Source organism: Vibrio sp. YIC-376 (genome assembly GCF_052353105.1).
In the GTDB taxonomy this organism is placed as follows: Bacteria; Pseudomonadota; Gammaproteobacteria; order Enterobacterales; family Vibrionaceae; genus Vibrio.
In genome coordinates this window covers 1-12,800 of sequence record NZ_JBBWFK010000020.1, presented here as the reverse complement: position 1 = coordinate 12,800, position 12,800 = coordinate 1, and the positions used below count along the sequence as shown (strand labels likewise).

The following is a 12,800-nucleotide window of genomic DNA, read 5'->3' as shown; positions in this document are numbered from 1 at the left end:
GAGGCGGTAATGAATTCAAATAAAAAAGCGGAACTGTATCTGTTTTCTGCCACCATATTAGCGGGATTAGGGTGGCTATTTTCTAAGCAGGCAGTTGCTGAACTTCCGCCTCTCGCATTTATTGGTTTTCGGTTTGTCTGTGCCGCTGTGGTTATCGCGCCATTCGGTCTTAAGCAACTGGCTCGTGGCGCGCGCAAGCAGTTTTTTAATGCGGGGTGGATAGGGCTGTTGCAAGGTTTGTCTCTCTCTCTGTGGATTTATGCCGTATCAGTCAGTGATGAACTGGGCGTAGGCGCGTTTATTATGAGCCTTTCTATGCTATTTGTACCTATTTGGGGGTGGATGCTGTTTAAACAGCGGCCAACACGCTCTTTTTGGTGCTCTCTTCCGTTTGTCAGCGCGGGACTGTATTTTCTCTCTCTCTCGGGGAGTTTCTCAATGTCTACGGGTGAGCTGTTCTTTTTTATTTCTGCGGCCTTTGTTGCCTTACACTTCATTTGTAACAGCCATTATTCTCAAACTATTCCAGTTCTGTATCTCACCTGTGTTCAGTTCTTTACCGGCGGCCTATTGGCGATTCTTTTTTCTGCCTGTATAGAATCTTGGCCAACCTCAATCAGTATCAGTACGTTAGGATGGTTTGCCGCTAGTGTCATTCCGGCGACATGCCTACGCTTCTTTATTCAAATTAAAGGGCAAAGTGGTACCAATGCAACGAATGCGGCATTACTGATGACATTAGAGCCTTTATGGACAGTGCTAATCAGTGTTCTGTGGCTAAATGAAGTGATGTCGACCAATAAAATTCTGGGTATCGTGCTTATTCTAACAGCGTTGATGGTCTATCGATGTTGGGACTTAGTGCAGGTGAAAGTAAAGAAACTACGCGCTTTTTAACTTTATCAGCGCCCGTGTTAACGGGCGCTGAGTTAGTTAGACTGCGACGTGATCATAAAGTGGGATTTTGGTTAGTTTCGTCACTTCATCAATATAGCGACGCACGTTTGTTGGGAACTTCACGTCTTTAATTACGGTAAGGTTTCTCAGGGTCGGGTAGAAGTTAATATCATCGTAACTGAGTACATTGCCCCGACTTGAAGGTAGCGTCAACCAATCAAGAGTTTGTAGAGATTGGTTTAGCTGAACTAAAAACTCAGCACTCTGTGCTATTGCCTGGTCGAATGACATGCCAATCATTTTTGACTTGTTGGTGGTAAACCAAGCTTTGGCCTCTGCGCTACCAAATTCAGGTAAAGTGATTTCCATCCAACGTGGGTGAACAAGTGAGCCTTCAACACTTTTCACAGCCTGATTGTAGTGCTCAATATCGGCTTGATGTATAGCCTCTGATAATACAGGTTTGCCATCCCATTCATCCAAATATTTCACAATATCGAGGCTTTCTGCCATGTAGGTGCCGTCTTCTTTCTCGAGGATGGGAACCATATTCGCACCGACTTTTTCGATGCGTGCATCAACATCGTGATTTTGTAAGTACACGAACTCGACAGGCATGTTTTTTAGATTCGCGAGCATCATCGCCTTGATGCAGAATGGGCAATGTTCAAAAACAAATAACTTCATATCTCTCTTACCTATTGAAAATATTTTAGGGAACTAACATTCAATTGTAGATTAAAATGAAATTATTATTTCATTGTTTTTGTTTATTTGTGTGGGCGGTCAAAAACAAATTCAAAAGAGAAGAGGGGAACGCTGGGCGCAACTTAATACGCCCTGAATCGATGTAAGGCTATGCAGGAGTATTTTTGTCACTTTCCTGGAAAGCCAGTGACACCGCTAACGTTTGAGCCAGACATAGTGACGCTACCTGAGAACGGAATGCATCTACTTTGCCTTCTTTCACAACAAAGCAAACATCGCTAAAAGCTGCAAGCGGGCTAATCTGACTGTCGGTAAGAATGATCTGTTTCGTGCCTGTATTCGCTAGAGCATCACTTACGTCTGTGGTGTCTTGTGCGTATGGATAAAAACTGATCGCCACCACTACATCATTCTCTCGAACCATGTTTATCTGTTCTTTGAACATTCCACCAAGCCCATCAATCAGGAATGCGCGTTTGTTCAAGTGACGGAATGCGTATGTTAAGTACGAGGAAATACTAAATGAGCGTCCAAGGCCTATTACGTAAATGTTATCAGCTTCAGAGAGGAGTTTTACTGCCTTATTAAGGCTTTCTTCATCGATCTGACTAGATAGTTGTTGAATAGCCGTGGTGTTAGCTCGCGCGAAGGCTTGCAGAATATCGATAGGGCGTTCAGGTGGCTCTTCATCGGTATCCATGCTTTTTGATAGTTTAACTCGATCGGTATAGCTGGATGTCTCTTCAAGTAAATTAGTACGAAATAGCTGTTTCATCTCGTTAAAGCCGCTATAACCAAAAGCGCTAGCAAAACGAATTAACGTCGATGGAGGAACATCAGCTTGCTCTGCAATAACAGAAACAGTCTCGAATGCGACACTGCTTTTATTGTCGAGTACATATGCTGCAACTTGTTGAAGACGTTTACTTAAATCGCCGTAGCGGTTTCTTATTTGGTCTTGCAATTCACTCAGTGTGTTTGGGGCTGACATTACGTTCTCCATTAATTCATTCTGCGACTTGCTTTAAGCGTTTCATTTTAACTTAAAAGTGAAATCTTTCATATAGCCGTAACATCTCCAAGTGTTGCTATTTGTGTAGTAACTATCGCAATCTTTTCCAAATTCGATCTATACCTCATTTACATCTAATGAGCCTCCTAAAACCTTGTATCGCTAAAATCATTACCTTTTAGATAAGCTCTGTGACAGAAGATGCCTGGCTGGCTTTCGACTAACTGAAGCTTAAATCTAATTCGATGCTCTCTTATTGAAATAAACGTTTCATATTTTAAATTAAATGAAATAGAATGTAAGTGTGTCTACAGCGCAGGAAGCACTGACCGGGCAATGAGTGTTTGCACCTGCTTGTTCTCTATCAATCTACCTCTTTCTATGCGTCTAGGTTTTAGCGGTATAGGAGAGTCATTACATTTTCATGGAGTCTAGAATGGAGCTCTTAGGTATTATTCTGTCACTGATACTACTTATAGTGATGATTTATCGCGGTTTTTCTGTATTGGTTGTTTCACCTTTAATGGCAATGCTTGCTGTCAGTTTCAGTGATGATATGCCGATACTAACCGCTTGGACTGGCCCACTGATGGAGGGAAGTGCGCACTTTGTTCAAGCTTACTACCCTGTCTTTTTGGTTGGGGCGATATTTGGTGTGGTGATGAACGCTTCTGGTGCTGCGAAAACCGTCGCTAACTCTATCTCCGCCTATATGGGAGAGTCCCGGGCTTGTTTGGCAGTGATTTTCGCCTCTTTCCTGCTGGTTTACGGCGGTGTTGCGGTATACGTTGTTATCTTTGCTGCTTTTCCTGTAGCACAGAACTTGTTTGCAATGGCTAACTTGCCGAGACGCTTTATTCCTGCCGCTATTCTTGCCGGAGCCATGCCTGCTTATGTGGCACCAGGATCTGCTCAGTTTTCGAATACCATTCCAATTCCGGTGTTAGGAACGACCATTTATGCTGCGATTATTCCTGGCATTATTGCTGTCGTAATATGGGTTCTGATTGCGAACTTGTATTTGAACCGAGCGATTGCCAAAGCGAAGAGTAATGGGGAAGGGTATCCTTTTGAAAGTGAAAGGGCAGAGAGCGCAGAACTACCGAGTGTATTTACTTCATTTTTTCCGATCCTTATGGTTATAGTCGGCAACTTTTTACTCACTCAGTATTTCTCTCGCCCAGAGGTTATAGAGTACTACGCGCCATATGGTGGTGTTAAAGGGATATGGCCAATTACTCTGTCGATCAGTGCCTCTTTAGTCGTCAGTATTTACATGATGCGCCGTTATTTGCAATCGACATTACACACGCTTTCAAAAGGAGCTGTAGATTCATTGCTGGCAATCTTTAATACGGCGGTTCAGGTTGGCTACGGTAATGTTATCCAGAGTTTGTCAGCATTCGCCCTGATAAAAGGTTTTCTACTTGCGATCCCAGGGACAAAGTTATTTACCATCACTGTCACCTCTGCTCTGTTGGCAGGTGTGGTGGGCTCAGTATCTGGCGGTACTGGGATCATAATGGAAGTCTTTGGGGATGACTTCCTACGTTTGGCTGCTGAACACCAAATTGATCACGGTCTGATTCATCGTTTGGTGCTATTTGGATGTAGTTTGCTCGATACGTTACCACATTCAGGGTTAGTCATTACGGTACTGGCAGTTTCACAGTGCACTTACCGTGAAAGTTATATGCCAGTATTTATCGCTACGTGCGCAGCACCAGCTGCATCGGTTATCGCTATTATCATACTGGGCTTGATGGGGGTGAGTTAATTCTCTTTATTTCTCGCCAATACTATAAAAGGGAGCCAAACGGCTCCCTTTGTCATTTCGCTTTGTAATATGAGGTCTCAGCTTATCCCTTCAAGGAGTAATTTGGTTCCAGATAAGAGCAGGAAGCCATAACACAGTTGGTAGATCGTCTGCTGAGGTACTTTATCCAGTAACCAAACTCCGATTTTTACGCCTATTGGTGCCAATGGCATGAGAACCAAAGAGGTCAGCAAGTTGGTGCTGTCGAAGGTGCCAAGTAAGGTAAATGGCACCAGTTTAAATAGATTAATAATGGCAAACAGGACAGCCATCGTCGCGATTAAAGTGTTTTTTTCGAGCCGTAGAGGGAGCAGGTAAAGACTGGCAGGACCACCACCGGCATGAATAGCTGTACTGGAAAAACCACATAATGTACTCCAGAACCAGGCCGAAAGCGTTCCTCCTGGTTTTGGTTGCTTGCGCTGAAACAGATGCATAAAGAAGAAAAGTACCGACAGCAGCCCGACAATCAGTTTCACACTGGACTCTGTCATGTTACCTAAATATAACGCTGCCAGGCCAACGCCAAGGGCAGATGCCGGCAACATCCGTTTTATTACCTGAGCATCTGCAAAATGGCGGTGGTGCTTAACGGCAAAGAAGTCCATGACACATAAGATGGGGAGCAGTATCGCAGCGGCTTGGGTCGGTGAGATGGTCCAGGCCATCAGTGGTACCGAAATGACACCTAATGCGCCACCTAGCCCTCCTTTGCCAATGCCATAGATGAGGACCGCCGGTACGGATACGATGTAAAACCAAGGGTCAGTGATGATCATTTCCTTTGCTCCATGTAAAAAGCGCCCATATGGGCGCTTTGGGGTTGCAACGTGTAGGTATTTAAGCCCGACAGATAATAGCCGCCATACCTATCTTGCGTTGTACTTTGTGGTTAACCACGCTGACGCCACAGAGAAATCAGGTTGTGGTAGTTCTGCTTGATATTTTCGATGAGTGTTTCATCGTTGATGCTATTTGCCAGCCATTGACGAGATGGCTCACCAAATAGAGTACGGCCAACAGCAAAGCCTTTAACGATTTCTTTACCCGCAGTTGCATTAAAGCCTTTTTGCAGTTCTTCCTGAGGTGCATCCAGACCAAGGATTACTACCCCACGGCAGAATGCATCGCGCTCTGTTACTACTGAGCTGACTTTGTCCCAGCTATCTGCCTCAAGAGCTGGCAGTTTCCACCAGTCTGGCTTGATACCCAAGTCGTAAAAACGCTCTAAAGCCTGAATGTATAATCGGTCTTCTTTTGTCACACCAGAAGGCAGGATGACTTCCAGTAGCAACTCATGACCAGATTTACAGCACGCTTTGTATACTTCTTCAACCAGTTCTTCTTGCTCTGTGCGAATTTCTAGCTCGTCTTCTGGGCTGTAGAACACCAAACATTTCACAATGTGCTCTAGTGGCCAGTCGATCAATTGTGAACCGATATTACCGTGCTCAAGGCGCAGCGGACGTGAACCTGGTAACTCGATAGGACGACCAATCCACCAACCTTGGCCTGTGACTTCATTCAGTACATCCTGACCGAATGTGCTATCACACAGTAGGCCTGCTTTACCTGCTAAGTTTGCTTCTTGTGCAACTTGCTGGCTTGCTTTAAAGATAAGTTTTTTCAGTGTCTTGATACGTGAAGCATCCGTGCCTGCTTCACGTGCCATGTCTTCAAGTTGGCTTCTGTGGTCGAATGCCATCACACACAACTCATCCCATTTAGGAGCTTTGCGCGTGGTTACGCGGTGCAGGTGGTTGAGTTCCGCATCCAGGTCAGGACGTTTCACATCTGCAGCGCGAGTGATGTAATTATCAAGCTCTAATTTGGTTGGCATTGCCGGAGCACAGCCGTGACGAGAAACTACCAACGCACCACATGCGTTAGCGTATGCACAAGCTTTTTCCCAGCCTTCATCGCTTAGGTAACCACGTAGCAAACCTGACATGAATGCGTCACCAGCGCCAAGAACGTTAAGCACATCAACGCGAACGCCGTGTACTGTGATACCTTCGTCCAGAGTTTCTGGAATAGCGTCCGTGTAGACAGAACAGCCCAGAGCACCGCGCTTACAAACCAGATCGGCGTTAGATACTTTACGCACTGCTTTCAGTGCTTCAACAGTATCAGTCGATCCACCACAGATGTGGAATTCTTCTTCTGTACCAACGATAACGTCGAACAGCCCCAGAACTTCTTGTAGCTCGGCAGTAACTTTTTCTGATTCGATAAAGCGAGTTTCACCATCACCCAGTGAAGTCAGACCCCAAAGCACTGGACGGTAGTCGATGTCTAGGGCAGTTTTTACGCCATTGCGACGAGCATATTTCAATGCGGTAAGCACGGCTTCACGCGTTTTTGGGTTTGATAGGTGAGTACCAGTGATTGCCAGACAGCGAGCAGACGCGATGTACTCTTCAGTAAAATCATCTTTGCTGATCGCCATGTCAGCACAGTTTTCGCGGCAGAAGATCAGAGGGAAAGTATCTTCGTCTTTAATGCCCAGAATAACCAGTCCGGTCAAACGATCTTTATCTGTGATCAAATGGCTAGTATCACAGCCAACACGCTCGAGTTCTTCACGCAGGAAACGACCCATGTGCTCGTCACCAACGCGTGCAAGCATTGATGATTTCAACCCTTGTACTGCTGTGCCGTAAGCCACATTACCTGATGAGCCACCAAGGTATTTATTAAAAGATCCCATGTCTTCCAAACGAGCGCCGATCTGTTGACCGTATAGATCAACCGCAATGCGGCCCATACAAATCACATCTAACTTTTTCTCAATACTCACAATCTTCTCCTCAAGAGCGTAAACTCTTTCCGTCATCACAATGATGGTTCCAATACTAAAGTTTTTGTGTCTGCGCTAAGGCCATGGCCTTTTGCGTTTCACGTTTCAATAAAACCTTTATACGGAATATTTATTTCATTTTCAATTTAAAGTGGGAAATTTGATTCATTTTGTGATCGGAAATGGAAAATAAATTTCAAGTGGTATTGGAGAGTGAAAAAGTAGATTCGTGCACTTGAAGTGGGGGAACGGATTAGAGCAGATGGCTTGTTACCATATGGCTGCATTTTATTATTCGGCTAAATAAAAAAGGCCCGCAACAAGTAAACTGCTGACGGGCAATCGCTCGAAACTGTATTCAAATTGTATTGCTAGTAAGGAACCAGAGCTCAGGATGGAAGCATTCGAGGGTTATTCTATCCCGAGCTCTGGATAATTTAGTACTGGCGCGCTTTTTTCAACTTCTCTGCGTTTTCCTGCGCTTTAGCTTCAATCGCTGGTTTTGCAGCGACTTGAGCTGTACCACATCGCCACCAGGACTCGTAATCGTTCGTCATGGTTTTAGGTAGTACTTTTATATCAATCAAGGTTGATACGGTTTGCAGTTTAGCATCGGCTAGAGCGGCGATTAGCTCCTCTTCGGTATGCACTCGGTAGGCTTTACAGCCGTAACTCTCAGCATTTTTTGCAAAATCAACTGGAACTAATCCACCGTTCATCTTACCGGTTTTCGGGTCTTTGAAGCGGTTTTCAGTACCAAAGCTGCCCATTTTATGGTTCATCTGCAAGTTATTGATACAGCCAAATGCTGCGTTATCAAACAAGAGTACGTTGATTTTCACGCCTTCTTGAATCGATGTTTGTAGTTCTGAATGAAGCATCATGTACGAACCGTCACCGACCATGGTGTAAACAGGTTGCTCTGGATTCGCGATTTTTGCACCAATCGACGCGGCCACTTCGTAACCCATGCATGAATAGCCATACTCCATGTGGTAGGTGTCCGGACGTTTTGGTCGCCAAACACGTTGCAAATCACCTGGAAGAGAGCCCGCTGCACCGACAACGATGGCATCAGGTTCAAGATGTTCATCAAGCAAACCTAATACGCGAGTCTGAGCTAAGTCAGTATTGAGCGCCTCACGGTACTCCGCCAAATCGTCATCAAAGTGCCCGCCGATTTCCGGAACGAAACCTTCGCCGATTTGAACATTAAATAAGCGGGTTAGCTCCTTGTCCCAAGCTTGTTTCGCCGAACTGATTTCGCTGCTGTAGCCACTCACGTAGCCAAGCTGAGCTAACTTTTCACCGATTGCTTCAAGAGCAATTTTGGCATCAGCGACAACGGAAGTTGCATCTAATTTGCTCGCATCGAACTCAGACACGTTGATGGTTAAGAAATCCACATCTGGGTTCTGAAATAGTGATTTTGAGCAAGTGGTAAAATCGGTAAAGCGAGTACCCACACCAATCACTAAGTCTGTATCACGCGCAATGCGGTTAGCCGCAAGACAACCAGTGGTGCCTACGCCACCCAGGTTGAGTTCGTGGTCATGGACAATCGCACTCTTACCTGCTTGAGTCTCACCGAAAGGAATGTTGTGTTTCTCGGCGAATAGACGAAACGCCTCGTGTGCTTCTGAATAACGTACGCCACCACCACAAATAAGCATCGGTTTCTTCTTACTCTTAATTAGAGCAACCGCGTCATCAATCATTGGGTTTGTTGCCGGACGACGTTCAATGCGGTGTACGCGTTTTTTGAAGAAATATTCTGGGAAGTCGTAAGCTTCACCCTGCACGTCTTGTGGCAGACAAATTGTGACTGCGCCAGTGTCTGCAGGATCTGTCAATACACGCATCGCGTTAACCATCGCAGACATAAGTTGCTCTGGACGAGTAATGCGATCCCAGTAACGTGAGACTGGTTTGAAGCAATCGTTAGTGCTGATTGATGCATCATGGTATTGCTCAACCTGCTGTAGAACAGGATCTGGTTGGCGTGTCGCGTAAGTATCTCCAGGTAAGAAAAGTACTGGGATACGGTTTGCTGTCGCTGTCGCGGCTGCGGTTACCATGTTTGCTGCACCTGGACCAACAGAAGAGGTAACGGCATAGATTTTTTTGCGCTTATTCTGTTTCGCATAACCCATCGCGATATGAGCCATACCTTGCTCGTTACAGCCTTGGTATACCTCTAGTGAACCAGCGTTTTCTTCTAGTGCTTGACCTAGGCCAACAACGTTGCCATGACCGAAGATGGTAAAGATGCCATGAATAAACTTGTGTTCTGTTCCATCGAACTCCACGTATTGTTGATTCATAAACTTAACCAGCGCTTGTGCGGTTGTCATTCTAATCGTGTTCATAACCACTTTACTCCAGATAATTTAGTCGACAGCAGGTGAAACGAAATCCATGACCTGATGCCTTGCTAGCATATTAAATCTAATGACTTAGATATTATGGAACATTTATTTCATTGCAATGTTTTTTTGAAATGTTGTTGGCTTTTGTGATCCTGATTAGATTGTGGTGTGTTTAATCGTTAAAAACAAAATAATGGTGTGATGGATGAGACTTTTTTTGATTTTTAATGAAATTAATATTTCATCAAATGTTTTTGCTTGAAAAGTAAGTTTTTACCTTTTTGGCGTAATGTCGGAAGTCTGTCTGCCCGGATCGTGGTGTAGTGAAAAATCGATAACTGCATACTTTAAGGTGGTTATAGCATCCAAAATTTCGCAAAAACTGTGGGTTGTGACGACGGCTATTTTGTTTAATAGAAGTGAGCTGGTGGTGGCGTTAAGTATTTGAACGATGAGGAGGCGTCACAAAGCTGCTGCTTTGATAACGACGGGACAAAAAAGGTTCACCGCCTCCTCTGTGGCAGAGGAGGCGGATTCTAGCTGTTATACCATCGCAGCTTTGCCAGTTGTTTTTACATTGCTCTTAGTCACTTTCGTTTCAGTCTCTTTGTCATCGATGCGTTTATCTGGTCCTGTCTCGCTATAGGCGTGCCCATAAAAAGAGTCCGATAGGATTTTTCTTAATTCTCCGATGAGTGGGTAACGTGGGTTTGCACCAGTACATTGATCATCAAAAGCCTCCACCGCTAACTGATCCACCTTATTAAGAAAGTCTGCTTCGTTAACCCCCGCAGCTTGGATAGACATTGGGATGTCCAGGTTAACTTTTAGCTCATCCAACCATGCTAGTAGACGTTCAATCTTCTGCGCGGTACGGTCACCAGCCTGGCTTAGGCCTAGGTGGTCAGCAACTTCTGCGTAACGACGGCGTGCTTGTGGACGGTCGTATTGAGAGAACGCAGTTTGTTTCGTTGGGTTATCGTTCGCGTTGTAACGTACAACGTTAGAGATAAGCAGTGCGTTAGCCAAACCGTGTGGAATGTGGAACTCAGCACCAATCTTGTGAGCCATTGAGTGACATACACCCAGGAATGCGTTCGCAAATGCTACACCAGCGATAGTTGCCGCGTTGTGTACTTTCTCACGAGCGATTGGGTCGTTAGCACCATTCGCGTAGCTTGATGGTAGGTATTCTTTTAGCATCTTAAGTGCTTGTAGAGCCTGACCGTCAGAGTATTCGTTCGCAAGAACAGATACGTAAGCTTCCAGAGCGTGAGTCACTGCATCGTAACCACCGAATGCGGTTAGAGACTTAGGCATGTTCATAACAAGGTTCGCATCAACGATAGCCATGTTAGGAGTTAGCTCGTAATCAGCCAGTGGGTATTTAGCACCAGTCTTGTCGTCTGTAACAACCGCAAATGGCGTAACTTCTGAACCCGTACCTGAAGTCGTAGTGATACATACAAGCTCAGCTTTTTGACCCATTTTAGGGAACTTGTAGATACGTTTACGGATGTCCATAAAGCGCATTGCCAGTTCTTCGAAGTGAGTTTCTGGGTGCTCGTACATTACCCACATGATCTTCGCAGCATCCATTGGTGAACCACCACCTAGAGCCAGGATCACATCTGGTTGGTAGCTCTGCATTTGAGCTGCGCCTTTTTCAACAACAGATAGTGTTGGGTCAGCTTCTACATCAAAGAAAGTCTGAACTTCCATACCTTGAGCTTTAAGTAGGCTTACTACTTCGTCAGCGTAACCGTTGTTGAATAGGAAACGGTCAGTTACCAGGAATGCACGTTTCTTACCTTCTAGGTCGCCCAGAGCGATTGGAAGGCTACCACGACGGAAGTAGATTGACTTAGGTAGTTTATGCCACAACATGTTTTCAGCTCGCTTAGCAACAATTTTCTTGTTGATTAGGTGTTTAGGACCTACGTTCTCAGAGATAGAGTTACCACCCCATGAACCACAACCTAGCGTTAGAGAAGGAGCAACGTTGAAGTTGTAAAGGTCACCGATACCACCGTGAGTAGTCGGAATGTTGATTAGGATACGAGCCGTCTTCATCTTGTCACCGAAGTAACGAATACGATCTGCGTTGACGTCTTGGTTAGTGTAAAGACCAGACGTATGACCGATACCACCGATTTCAACCATGGTTACCGCTTGAGCAACAGCGTCTTCAAAGCTGTCTGCTTTGAACATACCTAGACATGGAGACAGTTTCTCGTGTGCAAATTCGTCTTCGTATGCAACTTTGCCCAGACCTTCACCGATAAGCACTTTAGTGTCAGCTGGAACTTTAACACCCGCCATTTCTGCGATAGCTGCAGCTGGTTGGCCAACGATTTTCGCGTTTAGCGCACCGTCGATAAGGATAGTTTTACGTACTTTGTCAGCGTCAGCTTTGCTTAGTACGTGAGCTTTGTGAGAAGCAAAACGCTCTTTAACTTCGTCGTAAACGTCTTTATGAACGATGACAGCCTGCTCAGAAGCACACACTACGCCGTTATCGAAAGTTTTAGACATCAGTACAGAAGCAACTGCACGTTTGATGTCTGCGGTTTCGTCGATAACAACCGGAACGTTCCCTGCACCTACACCGATTGCTGGTTTACCAGAAGAGTAAGCCGCTTTCACCATGCCTGGACCACCAGTCGCAAGGATAAGAGCAATACCTTCGTGCTTCATAAGCGCGTTAGAAAGTTCTACTGAAGGTTGGTCAATCCAACCGATGATGTCTTTTGGTGCACCCGCTGCTACTGCTGCGTCCAGAACAAGTTTAGCTGCATCGTTTGTAGAGTTTTTAGCACGTGGGTGTGGCGAGAAGATGATACCGTTACGAGTTTTAAGTGAGATAAGAGACTTAAAGATCGCAGTTGAAGTAGGGTTCGTGGTTGGAACGATACCACAGATGATGCCCACAGGCTCTGCGATAGTCATCGTACCCATGCTTTCGTCTTCTTCTAGAACGCCACAAGTTTTCTCGTCTTTGTACTTGTTGTAGATGTACTCAGAAGCAAAGTGGTTCTTAATTACTTTATCTTCAACAATGCCCATGCCAGATTCTTCTACCGCTTGTTGCGCTAGAGGAATACGAGCTTGGTTAGCTGCTAGAGATGCTGCGCGGAAGATTTTGTCTACTTGCTCTTGAGAGTAAGTAGCAAATTCAGCTTGTGCTGCTTTTACGCG

Annotated in this window: 8 protein-coding genes; 2 read left to right on the top strand and 6 right to left on the bottom strand. The window is 45.2% G+C overall.

Annotation, left to right across the window (positions count from 1 at the left end):
* Window positions 1-9 precede the first annotated feature (9 nt).
* Window positions 10-897 (top strand): DMT family transporter, encoded by an 888-nt coding sequence (locus WJM94_RS22275; protein WP_444496361.1) that lies wholly within the window; start codon window positions 10-12, stop codon window positions 895-897.
* 36 nt (window positions 898-933) lie between these two features.
* Here WJM94_RS22275 and grxB read toward each other — a convergent pair whose 3' ends face one another.
* Both grxB and WJM94_RS22265 read right to left on the bottom strand, forming a co-directional pair.
* Window positions 934-1,584, bottom strand: coding sequence for a glutaredoxin 2 (gene grxB / locus WJM94_RS22270; RefSeq protein WP_444496360.1), 651 nt, complete (start codon window positions 1,582-1,584; stop codon window positions 934-936).
* Between the two features lie 169 nt (window positions 1,585-1,753).
* A complete protein-coding gene (locus WJM94_RS22265; RefSeq protein WP_444496359.1) occupies window positions 1,754-2,596 on the bottom strand; it encodes a MurR/RpiR family transcriptional regulator in 843 nt (280 codons plus the stop codon).
* Between the two features lie 457 nt (window positions 2,597-3,053).
* Between WJM94_RS22265 and WJM94_RS22260 the strand changes: the two genes are divergently transcribed.
* Window positions 3,054-4,394 (top strand): GntP family permease, encoded by a 1,341-nt coding sequence (locus WJM94_RS22260; RefSeq protein ID WP_444496358.1) that lies wholly within the window; start codon window positions 3,054-3,056, stop codon window positions 4,392-4,394.
* A 77-nt stretch (window positions 4,395-4,471) separates the two neighbouring features.
* Here the strand turns inward: WJM94_RS22260 and WJM94_RS22255 are convergent, their stop codons facing one another.
* The 4 genes from WJM94_RS22255 to adhE all read right to left on the bottom strand — a co-directional run.
* Window positions 4,472-5,212 (bottom strand): sulfite exporter TauE/SafE family protein, encoded by a 741-nt coding sequence (locus tag WJM94_RS22255; RefSeq protein WP_444496357.1) that lies wholly within the window; start codon window positions 5,210-5,212, stop codon window positions 4,472-4,474.
* 113 nt (window positions 5,213-5,325) lie between these two features.
* Entirely contained in the window at window positions 5,326-7,269 is a 1,944-nt protein-coding gene (locus WJM94_RS22250) for a bifunctional 5-dehydro-2-deoxygluconokinase/5-dehydro-2-deoxyphosphogluconate aldolase (protein WP_444496400.1), read from the bottom strand.
* A 401-nt stretch (window positions 7,270-7,670) separates the two neighbouring features.
* Entirely contained in the window at window positions 7,671-9,602 is a 1,932-nt protein-coding gene (gene iolD / locus WJM94_RS22245) for a 3D-(3,5/4)-trihydroxycyclohexane-1,2-dione acylhydrolase (decyclizing) (RefSeq protein WP_444496356.1), read from the bottom strand.
* A 543-nt stretch (window positions 9,603-10,145) separates the two neighbouring features.
* Window positions 10,146-12,800, bottom strand: a 2,655-nt coding sequence (gene adhE, locus WJM94_RS22240; RefSeq protein ID WP_444496355.1) for a bifunctional acetaldehyde-CoA/alcohol dehydrogenase, incomplete at its 5' end; no start/stop codon positions are given.